The sequence below is a fragment of the Vibrio frigidus genome (assembly GCF_042465995.1).
In the GTDB taxonomy this organism is placed as follows: domain Bacteria; phylum Pseudomonadota; class Gammaproteobacteria; order Enterobacterales; family Vibrionaceae; genus Vibrio.
This window is the reverse complement of record NZ_JBCDMC010000001.1, coordinates 174,296-191,400: the sequence shown is the minus strand read 5'-3', so window position 1 is coordinate 191,400 and position 17,105 is coordinate 174,296. Positions and strand designations below refer to the sequence as shown.

16 protein-coding genes are annotated in these 17,105 nt (G+C 41.5%); 9 read left to right on the top strand and 7 right to left on the bottom strand.

From position 1 onward, the window contains the following. The first annotated feature begins 86 nt into the window (after positions 1–86). Both malQ and glgB read left to right on the top strand, forming a co-directional pair. Positions 87–2,264, top strand: coding sequence for a 4-alpha-glucanotransferase (gene malQ, locus AACW90_RS00840; protein WP_390229482.1), 2,178 nt, complete (start codon positions 87–89; stop codon positions 2,262–2,264). Between the two features lie 234 nt (positions 2,265–2,498). After that, positions 2,499–4,679: a 1,4-alpha-glucan branching protein GlgB gene (gene glgB, locus AACW90_RS00835; RefSeq protein ID WP_390229480.1), complete on the top strand. Its 2,181-nt coding sequence runs from the start codon at positions 2,499–2,501 to the stop codon at positions 4,677–4,679. 43 nt (positions 4,680–4,722) lie between these two features. On the opposite strand, the gene AACW90_RS00830 is transcribed toward glgB, so the two are convergent. Then, the gene (locus AACW90_RS00830) at positions 4,723–5,337 is read right to left on the bottom strand and encodes an START domain-containing protein (RefSeq protein ID WP_390229478.1); all 615 of its coding nucleotides are present in this window, start codon (positions 5,335–5,337) and stop codon (positions 4,723–4,725) included. Between the two features lie 95 nt (positions 5,338–5,432). Further along, entirely contained in the window at positions 5,433–6,392 is a 960-nt protein-coding gene (locus AACW90_RS00825; RefSeq protein ID WP_390229476.1) for an AEC family transporter, read from the bottom strand. A 172-nt stretch (positions 6,393–6,564) separates the two neighbouring features. Here AACW90_RS00825 and AACW90_RS00820 point away from each other — a divergent pair, with 172 nt between their 5' ends. The 4 genes from AACW90_RS00820 to AACW90_RS00805 all read left to right on the top strand — a co-directional run bounded on the left by AACW90_RS00820 (position 6,565) and on the right by AACW90_RS00805 (position 10,152). Then, a complete protein-coding gene (locus AACW90_RS00820; protein WP_390229474.1) occupies positions 6,565–7,410 on the top strand; it encodes an alpha/beta fold hydrolase in 846 nt (281 codons plus the stop codon). A gap of 13 nt (positions 7,411–7,423) precedes the next feature. Further along, positions 7,424–8,611 (top strand): MFS transporter, encoded by a 1,188-nt coding sequence (locus AACW90_RS00815; protein ID WP_390229472.1) that lies wholly within the window; start codon positions 7,424–7,426, stop codon positions 8,609–8,611. An 8-nt stretch (positions 8,612–8,619) separates the two neighbouring features. Further along, positions 8,620–9,168 (top strand): DUF1415 domain-containing protein, encoded by a 549-nt coding sequence (locus AACW90_RS00810; RefSeq protein WP_390229470.1) that lies wholly within the window; start codon positions 8,620–8,622, stop codon positions 9,166–9,168. A gap of 306 nt (positions 9,169–9,474) precedes the next feature. Further along, entirely contained in the window at positions 9,475–10,152 is a 678-nt protein-coding gene (locus tag AACW90_RS00805) for a LuxR C-terminal-related transcriptional regulator (RefSeq protein ID WP_390229468.1), read from the top strand. A gap of 86 nt (positions 10,153–10,238) precedes the next feature. Here AACW90_RS00805 and AACW90_RS00800 read toward each other — a convergent pair whose 3' ends face one another. Genes AACW90_RS00800 through AACW90_RS00790 form a run of 3 tightly spaced genes read right to left on the bottom strand, consistent with a single transcriptional unit; the run spans position 10,239 to position 11,998 of the window. Then, positions 10,239–11,075: a CsgG/HfaB family protein gene (locus tag AACW90_RS00800; protein ID WP_390229466.1), complete on the bottom strand. Its 837-nt coding sequence runs from the start codon at positions 11,073–11,075 to the stop codon at positions 10,239–10,241. Positions 11,076–11,090: 15 nt separating this feature from the next. Then, entirely contained in the window at positions 11,091–11,495 is a 405-nt protein-coding gene (locus tag AACW90_RS00795) for a curli assembly protein CsgF (protein ID WP_390229464.1), read from the bottom strand. Between the two features lie 14 nt (positions 11,496–11,509). Continuing rightward, on the bottom strand, positions 11,510–11,998 hold the full coding sequence (locus AACW90_RS00790) for a curli production assembly/transport protein CsgE (RefSeq protein WP_390229462.1): 489 nt from the start codon (positions 11,996–11,998) through the stop codon (positions 11,510–11,512). Positions 11,999–12,389: 391 nt separating this feature from the next. On the opposite strand from AACW90_RS00790, the gene AACW90_RS00785 reads away from it, so the two are divergent. From AACW90_RS00785 to AACW90_RS00775, 3 genes are all read left to right on the top strand, one after another. Further along, positions 12,390–12,998, top strand: a complete 609-nt coding sequence (locus AACW90_RS00785; RefSeq protein WP_390229460.1) for a curlin subunit CsgB — start codon at positions 12,390–12,392, stop codon at positions 12,996–12,998. A gap of 44 nt (positions 12,999–13,042) precedes the next feature. Beyond that, complete coding sequence (locus AACW90_RS00780) at positions 13,043–14,050, top strand: hypothetical protein (RefSeq protein WP_390229458.1); 1,008 nt, start codon at positions 13,043–13,045, stop codon at positions 14,048–14,050. A gap of 92 nt (positions 14,051–14,142) precedes the next feature. Further along, the gene (locus tag AACW90_RS00775; RefSeq protein WP_390229456.1) at positions 14,143–14,397 is read left to right on the top strand and encodes a hypothetical protein; all 255 of its coding nucleotides are present in this window, start codon (positions 14,143–14,145) and stop codon (positions 14,395–14,397) included. A gap of 46 nt (positions 14,398–14,443) precedes the next feature. Here the strand turns inward: AACW90_RS00775 and AACW90_RS00770 are convergent, their stop codons facing one another. Together AACW90_RS00770 and AACW90_RS00765 are read right to left on the bottom strand one after the other, a co-directional pair. Beyond that, on the bottom strand, positions 14,444–14,914 hold the full coding sequence (locus AACW90_RS00770) for a hypothetical protein (protein WP_390229454.1): 471 nt from the start codon (positions 14,912–14,914) through the stop codon (positions 14,444–14,446). 10 nt (positions 14,915–14,924) lie between these two features. Continuing rightward, the gene (locus AACW90_RS00765) at positions 14,925–17,036 is read right to left on the bottom strand and encodes an LruC domain-containing protein (protein WP_390229452.1); all 2,112 of its coding nucleotides are present in this window, start codon (positions 17,034–17,036) and stop codon (positions 14,925–14,927) included. Positions 17,037–17,105: the final 69 nt, after the last annotated feature.

Below are 17,105 nucleotides of genomic sequence, written 5' to 3'. Positions count from 1 at the left end.
TTGTTGGATAGAGACTTCTACTGGATTTGGTATCTATTGCGTACCCCTACTGAAATGAAGCTGCTAGTGCAGCTTCGGAGAAAATAATGAAACAACAATCAGCACTAAAACAAGTCGCTGAAATAGCTAGAATTGCAGATAGTTATGTCAGTGCATGGGGAGAAGAAGCGACCGTTAAAGACGAGACCATCCGTCGACTGCTCGCGTCTCTAGGTTACGATACATCGAGTGATGAAAAGTTACTAAAATCTGCCGAAAAAAAGCATAGGAAAGATGTATTAGATTCGGTGCTTGTTGTTCGTGGTAGTAATCAACCTGTTGAAGTTAATTTAAACTTAGGCGTTAGTGCACGCGAAAGCGAATTTAGTTGGCGTTTGGAAACAGAGCAAGGCGAAGTACTTGAAGGGTATTTACAATCTCAAATTGTTAGAGATGAACGCGCTGAAGGCGGGTCATTAGTATTTCAATTGCCAAATCTTGCTTGGGGTTATCACAAGCTGATTGTTAGCCGCAAACGTCGTAAGACACCTTATGAAATGACATTGATTGTGACCCCGACGGCTTGTTACAAACAAGAGCAGATCGAAGCAGGCAAAAAAATGTGGGGGCCGAGCGTACAACTCTATACTCTGCGTACTCAACACAATTGGGGTATTGGTGATTTTGGAGACCTTAAACAACTTGTCGCTGAAGTGGCGTCCCGCGGTGGTGATTTCGTTGGTTTAAACCCTATTCACTCACTGTTTCCTGCTAACCCAGAGGGTGCTAGCCCATACAGCCCATCTTCGCGTCGTTGGTTGAACGTGCTCTACATAGACGTAAGTTCCGTTCCTGAGTTCGTATTAAGTGTTGACGCACAGCAAAAAGTTGGCAGCAGCGATTTCCAACATCGATTGCAAAGAGTTCGCGATGCTCATTGGGTCAATTATACTGAAGTTGCTGATCTAAAGATGAGTGTATTACCGCTTCTTTATGACGAATTTAAAACACGTCACTTAGATAAAGAAAGTGAGCGTGCAGCTGAGTTTTTGGCCTTTATCGAAGAAGGTGGAGCAAGCTTAAAACATCAAGCTGTTTTTGATGCGTTACACAGCAAGCTACACAAAGAAGACTCTTCTGTTTGGGGCTGGCCTGTTTTCCCTGAACAGTACCGTCATTTTGATAACGCCGCAGTTCAAAAGTTTATCGCGGACAATCAAGAATTAGTTCAGCTGTATTTTTATCTTCAATGGGTGGCAGATAGCCAGATCCATGAAGCGCAAGTATTGGCTGAAGAAAAAGGAATGTCCATTGGTCTTTATCGAGACTTGGCCGTTGGTGTTGCTGATTCTGGATCTGAAACTTGGGCAGACGATGGTGTACTCGTACAAGGTGCAAGTATCGGTGCTCCACCTGATGTATTAGGGCCGCTTGGTCAAAACTGGGGGCTGCCACCACTTAATCCTCTGGTACTGCAAGAAACCAGCTACGACGCGTATATAAAACTGCTTCGAGCCAATATGAAGCATTGTGGTTCACTTCGAATTGATCACGTATTAGGGCTGTTACGCCTCTGGTTAATCCCTAAAGGTGAAGGTGCAACAGAAGGGGCCTATATCTACTATCCAGTGGAAGATATGCTTGCCATTCTCGCGCTTGAATCTCATCGACATCAGTGCTCTGTGATTGGCGAAGACTTAGGTACCGTACCTGATGAAATAGTGGATATTCTTGCCGATGCAGGTGTGCATTCATACAAGGTGTTCTTCTTTGAAGTTGCGGAGGATGGCGGTTATTATTCTCCAGCGCATTACAAAGATCAGTCTATGTCTGCTCTTTGTACGCACGATATGCCGACATTACGTGGATTCTGGCACTGCGATGACCTAAAAATGGGCAAAGAACTTGGTTTATATCCAGATGAAAAGCAGCTTGAAGTTCTATTTGATGACCGTTTGAAATGTAAGCAAGAGATACTTAATAGTGTCGCTTGGCATGGCCGCTTGCCGGACTGTGTAGGAAGAGATGCAACCTTAGTGGCAATGGATCAACATTTAAGTGAGGCATTGCAGCTTCACCTTGCTTCTGGTTCTTCAACTTTGTTGAGTGTTCAGTTAGAAGATTGGCTAGAAATGGATAAGCCCGTCAATATTCCAGGTACAGTCAATGAATATCCTAACTGGCGTCGTAAGCTTTCTGTTGGGTTGGATGACATATTTGCTCGCGAAGAAGTGAATAGGATTGCGAGAAGACTTACAGAAGTGCGTCAGGAAGCTGGAAGATAGGTCAATTTCTCGCAGAAAATATCGATCAAGTCACTCCACATTTTCCGAGAGTCCGATAGAATGGGACTCGCTAATACCCGCTTTTAGCGGGTATTTTTTGGTAAGTAAGAAATAGTAACTTACGTTAGTTGTTAGTGCTTTATCAGTTATGGGAAATTCTCACTTTATCCTTCTATTATTAATGATTGAAGAAGACAATGTGAGAATAAATATTATTGCATCGGGAGACGACAGTTGAAAAAAACAGAGATTTCAAAAGAAACACAAACGTTTGATCAGCTTTCTAAAGCAGCATTTGCGGATCCGTTTTCATTCTTAGGGCCGTATCATCATGCCGACAATGTTCCTTTACGAGTTTGGATACCAGGCGCGAGTAAAGTTGAGTTAGTTGTAGGTGATGAGCCTCGCGTAGAACTAGAAAGAATCAGTGGCGATGGTTTTATCTTAAAGCAAGATAGGGATTTAAGATTTACGCATTATAAATTGGCCGTGGATTGGAATGGAACAGAGCAAATCCTCGATGACCCTTACCAATATCACGGATTATACAGAGAGTTTGAAGAGCTGCATTCCCCTGTTAAAATGTATCATTACATGGGTGCACAATTAGTTACCATGGAGCGTGATGGCGAACAAGTGAACGGTACTCGTTTCTTAGTTTATGCCCCGCATGCCTCCGCGGTCAGCCTTATCGGTCCGTTTAACTCATGGGATGGCCGTCGCAATCCTATGCAGCGTTTAGATTATGGTATTTGGGGGTTATTCGTCCCTGATCTACCAGAAGGTGCTCAGTATAAATATGAGATCAAAGGTCCTAATGGTGAAGATTTACCGCACAAAGCGGATCCATGGGGTTTTCATGCAGAGCAGTACCCTTCCTTTTCTTCTGTAGTTTACGATCACAATCGCTACGATTGGAAAGATCAGAAATGGCAGGGCAGAGAAGTAACTGAAAAACGAAAAGAAGCACTCTCTTTTTATGAATTACATGCTGGTTCATGGAAACGAAATAAAGAAGGTAATTTTCTCAACTATCGTGAATTAGCGGCTGAATTGGTTCCGTACCTGAGTGACTTAGGTTATACCCACGTAGAGTTGATGCCTATTTCAGAGTATCCATTCTATGGTTCTTGGGGTTATCAACCTGTGGGCCTATTTGCCCCAACAAGCCGTTTTGGTTCACCTGATGACTTTAAGTTTTTCGTAGATGCATGTCACGAGGCTGGTATTGGTGTCGTACTCGATTGGGTTCCTGCGCATTACCCTGCCGATAGCCATGGTTTGGCTAATTTTGATGGTACGCCACTGTACCACGACCCAGATCCTCGCCGAGGTTGGCATCAAGACTGGAATTCATACATCTATGACGTAGGTCGCGAGCACGTTCGTCGTTTCTTAGTATCGAATGCGCTCTATTGGTTTGAACAGTTCCATATCGATGGTATTCGCGTGGATGCGGTGGCTTCGACTCTTTACCTAGATTATTCTCGTAGCCATGATCAATGGATTCCAAACCAGGATGGCGGTAACGAAAACTACGATGCAATAGCCATGTTTAAATGGGTAAATGAAGAGGTGTATAAGCATTTCCCGAATGCAATGACGATCGCTGAAGAATCGACCGCTTTCCCGGGTGTCTCTGCACCGACATTTATGGGTGGTTTGGGCTTCGGATTTAAATGGAACATGGGGTGGATGCACGATAGTTTGTCTTACGTGCAAGAAGATCCGGTTCATCGTAAATATCATCACAACACAATTACATTCCCTCTTATCTATGCGCACAGTGAAAACTACGTGTTGTCACTCTCTCATGATGAAGTGGTTTATGGTAAGCGTTCAATTCATAACAAAATGCCGGGTGATGAATGGCAACAGACGGCTAACCTAAGAGCGTATTTAGGCTATATGTATGGTCAGCCAGGCAAGAAATTGAACTTCATGGGCACTGAATTTGGCCAAACTTCAGAGTGGAATCATGATGAACAATTAGAGTGGCACTTGCTTGAATTTCCTCGTCATCAAGGTGTGCAAGCACTTACTCGTGATTTAAACCATTTGTATGGCGGTGAGCCCGCGATGCACGATCAAGATTGTGATCCAAAAGGCTTTGAGTGGCGTTTGCAAGATGCAGACGATGCCAGTATTTTGGCGCATGAACGTATCAGTGAATCTGGCGAGCGCATACTTGTGATCACCAACTTTACTCCTGTACCGCATGAGGGTTTCCGCTTAGGTGTTCCTAATAAAGGTATGTACGAGTTATTGCTGAACACGGATGATGAGAAATACAATGGCAGTGGTTTTGAAGTACTTAAGTCAGTGAAAACGGATAAGATAGAAAGCGAGGGTCTAGATGACTCACTGTCTTTACATCTTCCTCCATTATCGACGCTATTTTATAAATTAGCGTAAGTATACGGATAACATTGACACTTCGTTGTATTGATAACGCCTTCTACTGATAAAGTGGGAGGCGTTTTTTTAGGTTTTGAAATGTGGTGGACACGCTGCTTATCGTGATTTCATTTGCCAACCACACGGGTATTATGCCATTAGGATTTGCATAAGCAGTATATGAGATATGAGTCATACCATTACTGAGTTTTTGCACTGTCCAATTTGCCTGCACATCGGTAATTCGCACTAATCCAGTTTGTTTAGGCAAGGATTGATGGGCGTCTTTAACCGTAAGTATCAGTGTGTTTTTGTCAGGTTGGGAGATCGTAGAATAAGTAATCATGTCTCTGTTAGAGCTAGGCCACGGGGCGGAAAATATGGTTTGAACCAAATATTCGTTAGGTGAAATTTTTTTTAAGATAGTCGCTTCTTTTGCGTGATCAACCCATTTCGATACGCTTTCTGCGTCGCTCAATAATCTCATGCAGGCTTCTAAAGAAGTCATGGTAACCATTTGAGCTCGGATCTCAATTAACCCAATCTGTTTTTCTCGTTTATGGATTATGATGTCATTATTGGTCAATACTGGCTGCCAAGGCTCTTCAGCGAGCACATTGGATGCGGGCATCAGGGAAAGAAGTATTAACCAAACCAAACCAACTTGACTGCGCAAATTTACCTATCCTTGCATAATGTTACTGAAATTGTAGGTGGATAGCGTCTAAGTCGCGCGGTATCCGTTTGATCACACATGTACTTGGCTTGGTATTACATCAAGTTTAGGCTTGAAAGAATAAAGATCCCTAAAGTGCAACTAAAAAGTGAAGCGACAGTAGTCAGCGCAATGATATTTGCTGCCAACGAAGCGTTTCCACCCATCGCTCTCGCCATGACGTAACTCGCTGCGGCTGTTGGTGCGGAGCTCATAAAGAAGATAATGCCTAACTCTACACCTCGGAAATCGAAAAAAACGGCAGTAATGGTTATCAATACCGGGGCAATAATAAGTTTATTAATGGTAGCAAACCAAGTAGTTAGTTGATCGTTTTTGAGGGATTTCATATTCAATGACCCTCCTGTACATAACAGCGCTAAGGGCAGCGTCATTCGAGCAAAATACTGACCAGCATCCATGACCATATTTGGCACTGGTACGGCTAAGAAATAGAAAGCTAGACCAAGTATGATAGAGATCACTAGTGGGTTCCTAGTGATGGTTTTAATGATGACTCCCACGGCTTGAAAGCGGCTGCCTTCATCTTGTTTAGGGCTTAATGCGATAACCGCAAGAATATTGTACAAGATAGTCATTGGTGCCACATAAATAGCGGCAAGGGCGACGCCAGTGTCGCCGTAAGCATTGGCGATATAAGCCAGTCCAATAATCGCTGTGTTTGCTCTGTAGCTCCCTTGGATTGTTACGCCGTTGTCGTTCGAATGCGGAAAGAGACGTTTCGTTAAGATAAAAACGAGAATAAAGAAGATGAGATTGGCTGTGATGCCATAACCGATAAGCGCAGTACTATTGGAAAAATCGTGTTCTGAGCCAACAATACTCAAAAACAACAAGGCTGGCAGTGTGACTTGAAAGACAAGTTTTGAAGCCACATCGATAAATGAATCATTGATAAGTGCGATGCGTTTGAATACCACGCCAAGCAATAGCATTAAACAAATAGGCCCAGTGATAGAGACGGAAAACAGTAACTGTTCAATAAAGCTACCCATAAAAATCCTTTTGATGGAGTGAGTTATCGCGGTTTGTCATTGTTGCATACCTATCAACGAATGAAAACTGAGATCAAAAATCTAGATGTTTCGAAAATGTTACTAGAACTTTAAAGCTAAACTGATATAGTGCATTCAGTCTAAAATTGGCGGAAATAAAGTAGGTAGTAACGTGAGCGGGAAAATTTACTTCAATACAGCAGGCAAGTTTAGTATTAAGAAAAAACTGATCAATGTAACGACCCGTCTTCATCATACTATTGCCCCTAATCATGCCAAAAAAACCGCCAGAAAGTTGCTGCTTACTCCCATAAGAAGTAAGCCATTCAATGATGAACCAGAAGGCTTGGTGCACGGAGAAGTAGAAACGTCTGAAGGGGTAATTAAGACCTATTCGTTGGGAAGTGGTCCAACATGGGTCCTTACGCACGGTTGGTCCGGTACTTCTAGCCAGTTTTATCCTCTGATGGAACATATCGCGTCAAAAGGCTTTACTGCGTTTGCTTACGATCATCCAGGACATGGAAAAAGCGGTGGTGCTTATGGGCATATTCCCGTGTTTGTTTTTTGCCTAGAGAAGATATTAGATAGTGTGAATGAGGTGGCTGGACTTGTAGGTCACAGCATGGGCACGGCATCAGCGCTTGAGTGTAAACATGTAAAGATTGCGAGCTGTCCAATGCTTCTGATTGCCCCGGTATTAGACTATTTAGACAATCTATTTGGCAGCGTTGAGCGGTCAGGTTATTCGATAAAATTGTTCAAAGACGTAGTCACAGAAATATCGCAGCAGTACCATTACCCTATTCATATTATTGACCCGTATCAACACTTACTGAATCGTGATGCTCAAACTGTTATTGTGCACGATGAGGCCGACAAATTGACGAAATTTTCGGTTTCAAAACAGGCATCGGAAGAAGGGGTGAAAGTGACGTTAGTTGCAACAACTGGACAAGGTCATGGGCGAGTGATGAAATGCCAACAAGTGATGGATAGTTTTGATCGATTGATTTAGGTAACGGTTTTGTATGATCGAATTTGGTAGCAAAGAGTACAAAAAGGTCAGCGTTACTATGGCGTTGGGCTCGTTTCTTATTTTTTGTAATCTCTATCTTTTCCAACCTATTCTGCCTCATCTCGCTAAAGAACTTGCTATCAGTGCGACTCAGGTTAATTGGATATTCGCTTCAACAACCTTAACGTTGTCTCTATTTCTAGTACCTTGGGCATTGGTTTCTGAATCCTTTGGGCGAAAAAAGGTGATGCTAATCGGGCTTTTTGTCCCACCTATCATCAATATCGTCATGCTGATAGATTCGAGTTTTTATAGCATGGTTATCGCACGAGCATCCATGGGGATAGTGCTGGCTGCCTTCGCTTCTGTTGCTGTTGCGTATATGGCTGAAGAGATGTCTCCAGCGGCGCTAACACAAGCCGTAGGAGGGTATATTGCTGCTAACTCCTTAGGTGGTATCACTGGAAGAATTGTCGGTGGCGTGCTCACCGATTTTTTCAGTTGGCAAGTCGCCGCGATTATTATCGCAATAGCAACGTTAATTGGTGGCTTTGCGGTACTGAAAAACCTTCCTGCGCAGAAACACTTTAAACCGCAACGAGGCGTGTTTTTTCACCACAATCGCCAGTTGATACAACATCTGAGAAATAAAGAAGTCTGGTTTGCCATGTTGATCGGTGGCTTTAACTTTGCTCTATTCGTTAATCTATTTTCAGTGATCGGGTTTAGGCTATCTGATGAGCCTTATAACTTACCCTCTAGCCTTACCTCTCTTACCTTCCTCTGTTATTTATCGGGCACGCTAAGTTCTGGCTATAGTGGAAAGTGGGCGGCAAAAAAACACCCTGTCACTGGCATGGTTTTAGGTACTATTACCACCGGTTTAGGCATGTTTCTGGCTTACTTTGATAGCATTCCTTTTATGCTCTGTGGGCTGTTGTTGATCAGCAGTGGTGCTTTTTTTACGCATGCACTTGCCTATGGTTGGGTGAGTCAAAAAGCGATAACGGCGAAAGCGACAGCAACAGCACTCTATTTAGTCCATTATTACGTTGGTGGTAGTTTAGGGGGATTCTTTCTTATCTATTGTTGGCAGCACGGAGCGTGGTTAGCCGTGATGGCGGGTGGAACACTGCTTTGCTTGGCTATATTTTCTTTGTGTTATTTGCTTATACATAACCAGACCAAAACGCTTTCATAGGAGATACTTTGAACGATAACCAAATAATAACGCAAACTCAACATTGGTTAGAAGAGGTCGTTATTGGGCTCAATCTTTGCCCCTTTGCCGCGAAACCGAATCGCAACAAACAGATTAAAATAGAGGTTTCTCATGCAGAAACTGAAGAGAAGTTGTTAGAAGATATTTTGGCGCAATTGATGACTCTGGATTCAACAACCGCAGAACAGTTAGAAACGACGTTGGTTGTGATACCCGATATGTTGCAAGATTTTTATGATTACAATTTGTTTTTAGATTGGGTTGATGCCCTCATTAAGCAACAAAATTGGGAAGGTATATTTCAAGTCGCTACGTTTCATCCCGATTACTGCTTCGGCGGAGCACATCCAGATGACGATGAAAATCTAACCAATCGCTCCCCGTTGCCCGTACTTCATCTAATTAGAGAGCAGAGCATGGAACGGGTACTGAAGCATTACCCTGACCCGGAATCCATTCCAGAGAATAATATCCAACGGGTAGAGTCTTTAAGTGACGAAGAAAAACGTCGACTTTTTCCTCATCTGTTTGAATGAGATAAACGATAGTGAGAGTTCCTATTAACTTGGTGCTTTTAGGACTAGTACTTTCATTAGGAAGTCCTTAACTTTAGGTTTAGTTAATTCAATAATTTTGCTCTTTTAACTATGTTTTATCCTTCTCAAGTATGAGATTTATAGGTAACCAGTTGATATTAAAAGTATCGTTCTGAAATAACATTCTAATGCCAAATAATTAATAAATATGAAACTTGACTTCCATCCTAACTATTCATACCTTGATTGTATTCCCTAGTGGGGGAATGAGTTGTCTATGAATTATATAATAAAAATAGTGAAGTTATGAAAAATGAAGAAAAAGTCTATGAGACTATTACACTCATAACGGAGAATAGTCTGCAATCCTCGTTGCTAAAGGATGCTTTAGAAAAATCACTCGATACCTCTATCGATATTATTGCGATTAATAATCTATCAGAGTCACTGTTCATTAAAGGTAAAAAAGTGAAGGGTTTGGTTGTGATTGATATGAGTGTCTGTTCTGAAGAGCGAATTGAAAGGTATGCTGCATGTCGAGATGCTTACTTTCCCAACAGTGGGGAAGCGTTGATAAACTGTGATAAATCTTGCCAGTATTCAGACCTCAAAAACTGGACTAACTTGGTGGGTGTATTTTATAACAGTGATGACATTCATCTGCTATCTCAGGGCATGGATAAAATATTACGTGGGGAACTCTGGTTAAGTCGCAAACTAGCACAACAATATATACTGCATTACCGCAAAACCACCAGTGTAAAAACCAGTTCCTCCTATGGCAAACTAACCAAAAGAGAGCAACAGATTATCAAGCTGATCGGCAAAGGTGATTCTAATGTTCAGATTGCTGAAAAATTATTTGTCAGCGAGAATACGGTGAAGACACATTTGCACAATGTATTTAAAAAAATCAATGTAAAAAATAGACTTCAGGCGCTTATCTGGGCGAAGGGAAATATAGGTACTGAAGAACTTGTTTAACCCATAAATTATTAAAATAGATGCCCATGAATGAACATGAGCATCTATTTTATCCGTTTCATTATTACATTTTTAAGCAGTATTTATTACAATAATTGAGGTTTCTCTTGCGAGTACCTTTTAATAATTGGATTGTCCATTTCTTCTGGATTCGCAGGTTGCCACATACCGCGCTCTATACCTTCAACCACTAAATGTATGACAGATGCATCGATTGCAGACATCACCGCAACATTGACGGGTTCATTATTTGTAAAGCCGGTTTCCACTTCTAACAAGTCTTTGTAGTCAACATATCGAAATACATCACCAGTCACCTGCAAAGATAGAATGGTTTTACTGGTGGTCACACTTAATAAAATTTGGCCAGTTCTCACGTCCACCACACGAAGGTTTACGGTGACCATATCACTACGGTATTCACTCGCACCGCCGATACCTAAGTAACGAGCACCAAAACCACCGGTTTTGACATTTGAGTCGTAAGCAACAATACCACCTTCAATGACCACATTTGCGGAACTTAAAGATGTCAATTCGGAACCATGATTAGAAAGGTTTTGGTTTTTCTTCTGTGCGGCACGAATAATTTTACGTTCTGTCAGTAGATTCTGTAATCCTTCTCTTTCTAAAGGAATAAACCAATTGGAGTCGAGTAGAGACGTAGTTAATAGCGCCGTACCACCTTGAGGGACCGCGGTCGAAAAGTTACTGTTTGGAGAAGGTTTATATTGACCAGTTTGGTCCCTAAAATCGTACACTGATACTAATATTTTCCCTCTTGGCCTAGGTAAGGCAACGAGATCTGAATAGGTTGCTCCTCGTGGCATAAGGCGTGGCGTTTCATCTGCATCAGGAATGCTCAAAGAGTTAGAGCATCCTGCTAAAACCAACAATGTGACTACCGTAATTAGTCGTTTCATCGTACTTCCTTGTAATTATAAGTCAGGGGTAAGGCCACTAACATTGATTTGAGTGGATTCTCCGGTTTCGTTGTCGATAATAACAACAACCAACCCTGAGCCTTGTTCCTGTACATTTAATGTGAAGTCTTCGGTTACAAGGCTACCGGTCGTATTACCAGTGCCAATGTCAGCTAAAAGCTGACTTAATAGTCTTGACTCTAGGCTCGATGCTAAACGATCTAGTGCGGACTCTTCTTCGAACAAATCTTCAGACTCTGGCGCTTTGTAATCGTTAATCGCATTGGCGACCCCAAAAAGGTGAGTACTGTTCCCCGAGTATCCACCAAAACTGGGGTTTACCGGTGTATAGATCATTTCTGATGCCATCGTGCTGGATGCGAAAAAGATCAGCAAACTCATTGTAAATTTAATTTTCATTACTGCCTCTTCTATTAAAACTCATCATGGTCCAAGTCAAACGTATCCTGAAATAGTCTTTCGGCTTCCCATCTGATGATGTAATCACTTACGGCACTCACTGCTTCATCGGCTTTTTCTTGTGCTTGTCGACGTCCAGGAGAAAGCGCTGCTCTATATATAGGTTTTCCAGAATGATAAACACCGACTATGCTTCCGGAAAGTGCCGTCGGTCTTTCTCTAATCTCGAAGTTTTCTTTTACATTTTCGTATCGGTCATTCAGTTTCTGAGAGAAAAAGAAGTAAAAATCTTCTCCTAGTCTTGTCATCGTTCTGTCTACAATTAATCCTGAGACTTCATCAAAGTTATTAAATGCAGGCTTTTTATCTTCAAGTTGCTGATGGTTTTCCAATGGCTTTTCATTTTCCACTTTTGATGTTTCCTCCTCTAGCTTAGCTAGAGAAAGTGGTGTGAGAACTAGAGTAGAAAACAATGTTAATACAGTGACTACTTTAATTGTCATGACAATTCCTACATTGGACATATAAGGCTAAATATAGAATTAAAAATTTCTATATAGAATATATTAATTCTATATAGAAATTTTATCAACGGTGAACCTCTTGTTTCTTGAGGGAAACATACAAGTATCATATTCGATACTGTCAGAGCAGTGTCAAATATATAGATAAAAGAAGTGTAGTCTTTATTTTAAATGCATATATAAATGTAAATAAACTTTAGCATTAGTTTTTAGAAAAAAATCTAATCAAATAAGTGTGTTTCTATTGGATTTACTCATACAAAAGCAAACAAAATGATTTAGAGAATCACTGTAAAGTTTATTGTCGAATCTGACTCAATATCCAATAATATAATCGTTCAAAGGGAACACACGGAGCAGGGAGTGCATCATGAATATTGATAAAATCATATCCAAAACCTCAGCTCTTTTTATTATTCTACTTTTTCTTCCTATGATGAGTTTGGCACACTTTGATTACTCTTCAGACAAAGAAACTACTTTTAGTAGGGGTTTTGACGGGGCTGATTCGTATGACCTATTTGTCGATTCTGGACTGGATAGTAATTATAACAACTATGCAGACATACAGATTACAGATAGTAGTAATAATCAAGTGTTGGTTAATCAAAATAGTCTTGGAACAGGAATCAATAAAGCTCAAGTTATCATAACTAATGGGTCAGGTAATAAAGCGTATTTATCGCAGTATGGCACTGATAATACTGGATTAATAGCACAAGATGGCTCCGGAAATAGAGCGTTATTGATTCAAAATGGTGAAAACCATGAAGGCTATATTGTTCAAACAGGCAACGATAACCTTGCACTTCTAAAGCAGGGATATCGAAATAGCAGCATAGGTATCGAACAAATTGGTAATAACAATGTTGCTTTGGTTGCGGACTTTGGTGGTTCCAACTACAACATTACACAGAGTGGTGGATCCAAAATAGCTGTATTTAGCAGCATGGGTCGTAATATCAGTATTAAGCAGTAACTGAATCGCTACATTATACTATCTAAGGATAAAGGACGTCTATTATGAAAAAATTAGCATTAGCAATCACACTAGCATTAACTGCTGGCAGCGTTATGGCAGCAGGACAAAATGTACAAGTAAATGATGATTTTAGAAATTTCATCAACAGTGATTATTCGGATAATCAAGCCGATGTTAGGCTGTCGGGTGGTGCTAATGGCAATATCATTGCGATTAACCAAGACAGTCAAGGCAATTACGGTCTTCAAGGTAACACCGCTGTTGTCGGAATTGAAAGTGGTGATTATAACCAAGTCTATATTACGCAAGAAAGTTCACTCAACGAAGCGAACGTTGAGTTAAAAGGTACCTATGGCAATAACGGCGATAATAACGTTGTGGCGATAAATCAGACTGGCGAACGAGATGACGCGCAAGTTATCCTCGGTGGTGACTCCGATGATAACAACGTCTATATAACTCAAGCTGGGGACTCTCAACCAAATAGAAATGTGGTTGTTGCTGGTATGCATGACTCTTCAGGCAATACAGTGAATGTGATGCAAGATAAGGATAATAATGCAGGAGTCAATATAAGAAAGTCTAATGATAACACTGTAACAATTACTCAGACTTCAGGAAATGAAGACTATAGTAGAACTAAGTTGGGTGCATATGTTGATGTGAGTGGTCGTTCGAATGGCAATACGGTTTCAATTACGCAAGGTGATGCTAACCTTGCTCTTGTAAATATAGCTAATCGTAGTAATGGAAATACAGCTACAATTATGCAAGATAACGATAACGTTGCTTATGTAGACATAGATGATTCTTGGAATAATACGGTGTATGTTGATCAAAACAACAGTAACTTTGCCGATATCGATTTAAAAGATTATTCCGATAACAACACTATTACGGTACTTCAGAATTCAAGTAATTCAGGTGCAGTGGTTTCTCTGACTCAGTCTAGTAGTAATGGTATCTATGTACAACAGACGTCTCAGGATTGGTCAAATGTTAATCTAGCAAACTCAAACGGTAACAATATTTCCATTATCCAAAACTAATATATACTATCTCTGATATGTATTATTCGCTAATAAAAGCGGCGCTATGCGCCGCTTTACTCATCCCATTTTCCGCTATAGGAAGTGAATCTATGATAGAACATAGAGGCCTTTCCATCGACTGCAGTAAACAAGACAGTCAAATACACCTGCTGATTACCTCTAAAGATGAAAGAGGACAGTTGAAGCTCTTTTCCGGTTCAGGCAACCGTCTGTCAAGTACCATCAATAAAGGGTCGACGGTTAATTACCGTATGAACGCAGAACAATTCCCTCTCACCGTGATATACGATGCAGAAGGAAAAGAGAGCCAATTTGTAATTGGTGCGGATTGTGTACCAGAATAAACGCCTTTTCTGACGTTTATATTGATAACGCATTAATGGACTAACGTTACTCTTGCCATTCAAAACGATTCTCTGTGGTACTAAATACCTTTTGCAAAGGTGGATTACCATCGTAGGTCCAGACCTCTACTAGAAATTTTGAAGTAGAGCTTGGTAATGAAAATGAAACGTCTATCACTCCGGATGCTAACGGCCCCCCAGTAACCTTGCTACCGTTATCGGCTTGATAAGTGCCATCTGAACCCGTCATAAAGCCCGAGTAAATCGACAGGTAGCTTCTTGTGGAGAACAGCCCAGATAAACTCACGTCCAACTGATAGGATTGGATAGCCTTGTAACTGAACCCATTGGGAATTGAGAGGTCTTGCATATCTCGAAGCACGACGAGTTCGATGTTTTGGGTAGAATCCGTGTCTGAATTGGAAGGGGTATCTGCCGAGGGAGATGAGCCACCGTCTGACCCACCACCGCCACAAGCTTGAAGTAAAACCAATGACATTATCCATAAATTTCTCATAACACTGCTCCTATGGTTGATAGATTTTGTTTGTGACGGCTTTGTTTGATATAAACCAATCCTTTTCCAATGTACCGCCGCTTTCGGCGAAGGTCGCAAATGCTGGGTAGGCGTTAACCAAGTCAACCCTTTCTAGTGGCCATTGCCATTCGTCAGTAATCAATAACGCCCATGGAAGATTGTCTGCGGTCTTAAAATAGATCTCGTTGTTGGCATCACTGGCATCAATACCCAGCCCCCACATTGAATCACCATCAAATTTTTCGGTTGGACTTTGGTCAGGTAGGTGAACCTCCCATTTTCTGCCCGGATGAAGAGGGAGGCCTTCTCCATGGTAGTAACCTGGCGTTGAGAAGATAAAGGGGTCATAGGGCATGCTTGCTATGTCATCAACCGCAATGCCATCGACGATTGAGATATGCAATTCAAATGTAAATGATTCATTTTCTAGACAATTGGAGAGGGTCCTGAAATAGCGACAGTCTGTCCCTTTTTCCTTGTTTAGCTCATTTGAGACGATAAAGATGGCTTCATTGCTATCAAGTTCAAGGCCACTGCTTATTTGTTGGCTGTCATTGTGTATTTGACGGGTAAGAGTGGTATCAATGTTGTTACGGCTTAAATTAGGTAATCTAATAGCAAATCCGTTGTGATAATCCGCACCAAAAGCCGCGAGTCTCCCTTTGATAAAGGATTTTTTAATCTCTCCATCTTTAAGAACTTCAGTGATCCGATAATGAATGACGACATCGTTCATATCGTAATCGGCGGTATAGGGCCAATTATCTTCGTAGGCCAACGTGGCGTATCCCATCTCACTTGGGAAGTGTCGTACGGTGATCCCTTCCGAGATAACTATGATCTGATGATCTTCAACTTCACCAGAGGTTGAACCGCCCACTGGGGATAGATTAGTTTGTTGGCTGAATCTAAATCGGCTCCATGTTAACCCCTCAACTGCCTCTATATCGGCAATAAATAAGAGTGTATTGTTTCCTTTTACTAGCACGGTATCGGAGAACACTTGTTCTCCATCATCAGTGAAATCACCATCTTGATTCCAGTCAATCCATGCGGAAAGATAACCTTGGGTCGATGCTTCTACCGTTATTAGCGCGTCGAGTCCCGCCTCTATAGCGGTAACAAAGCCAATACCATCTTCATCGTTGGTACCAACCGAATTATCACTCAGTGGCGCAACCAATCCATCTTGTTCGCCATCTGGCGCTTGAGCGCCAATCCAAGTCATGTTGTCGAGTTGATGTCTCGGTCCATTGTTCGCGAGAGTGGTTTGGTAAGTGTCTGGCGCGTCGCCAAAATCGATCGTTGAGTCTTCGTCGATGACAGGGGCATTAGCACAGCGAGCACCATCGTTCTGATTCGACATTGGGCCATCAGCAAATTTAACCGCTGTCACTAAGCCGTTGTTAATATTCGTTTGATCCGACAGATCTATTCGATAGATATAGCCGTCCTGGTTTCGAGCAACATAATAATATCCATTGACATCAAAGTAGCCAGCACCAAACGTCCCAGTTTGACCTGTGTCTCCAATATAGGTGCTGTCGCCTGTGCTGGTATCAAACTGGTAAAGGTGGCCAGAGTTGTTATCAATACCATAGAGCTGGTCGTTGCCTGGATGAAAGGCAAAATCAGTCAGGTTTTGACTCGCAATGTTCGTGATCTGTTTCACTTCCAGTGTGGCGTCACTATCTATATCAAGAGGGGATAGATCTATCTTAAATAGGCCTTTACCTTGGCGATAAAGATAATAGTGTTTATTGAAAACATCACCGACATAGAAGGTATAGTCACTCGGTAAACCAGCGCTATTTACCGTTTCAGCTTGGAAGTTTTTTCCCAAGCGAACAATCTGTTTACGTGTTGTGTCGTAGCCATAAATATAACGCCCTTCAAAATCAAATCCGACGCCATTAATGTTGCTACTGACACCCGTGTCTCCTTGTAAAAGAGTGGTCTGGCCGGTAACAAGATTTACACCATAGACTTGAACGGGTTTCGATTGGAATAGATACGCTCTGCTAGGGCAGGTGTCGAATGGTAACGCATAAACACCCTGTGATGAGATAACAAGGAGGAAAAGTACAAGTAGTTTATTCATTGAAACGTCCCTTAATAATGAAATACTATTAAAGGTATATCAATCTCTGTGCCATTTTTAATTCATTGA

Excerpts from the sequence above, each read along its gene's own strand:
- AACW90_RS00780 (WP_390229458.1), top strand. The coding sequence starts at position 13,043 with ATGAAAAAATTAGCATTAGCAATCACACTAGCATTAACTGCTGGCAGC.
- AACW90_RS00805 (WP_390229468.1), top strand. The coding sequence starts at position 9,475 with ATGAAAAATGAAGAAAAAGTCTATGAGACTATTACACTCATAACGGAG.
- AACW90_RS00815 (WP_390229472.1), top strand. The coding sequence starts at position 7,424 with ATGATCGAATTTGGTAGCAAAGAGTACAAAAAGGTCAGCGTTACTATG.
- AACW90_RS00765 (WP_390229452.1), bottom strand. The coding sequence starts at position 17,036 with ATGAATAAACTACTTGTACTTTTCCTCCTTGTTATCTCATCACAGGGT.
- AACW90_RS00775 (WP_390229456.1), top strand. The coding sequence starts at position 14,143 with ATGATAGAACATAGAGGCCTTTCCATCGACTGCAGTAAACAAGACAGT.
- AACW90_RS00790 (WP_390229462.1), bottom strand. The coding sequence starts at position 11,998 with ATGACAATTAAAGTAGTCACTGTATTAACATTGTTTTCTACTCTAGTT.
- AACW90_RS00770 (WP_390229454.1), bottom strand. The coding sequence starts at position 14,914 with ATGAGAAATTTATGGATAATGTCATTGGTTTTACTTCAAGCTTGTGGC.
- malQ (WP_390229482.1), top strand. The coding sequence starts at position 87 with ATGAAACAACAATCAGCACTAAAACAAGTCGCTGAAATAGCTAGAATT.
- AACW90_RS00795 (WP_390229464.1), bottom strand. The coding sequence starts at position 11,495 with ATGAAAATTAAATTTACAATGAGTTTGCTGATCTTTTTCGCATCCAGC.
- AACW90_RS00785 (WP_390229460.1), top strand. The coding sequence starts at position 12,390 with ATGAATATTGATAAAATCATATCCAAAACCTCAGCTCTTTTTATTATT.
- AACW90_RS00825 (WP_390229476.1), bottom strand. The coding sequence starts at position 6,392 with ATGGGTAGCTTTATTGAACAGTTACTGTTTTCCGTCTCTATCACTGGG.
- AACW90_RS00800 (WP_390229466.1), bottom strand. The coding sequence starts at position 11,075 with ATGAAACGACTAATTACGGTAGTCACATTGTTGGTTTTAGCAGGATGC.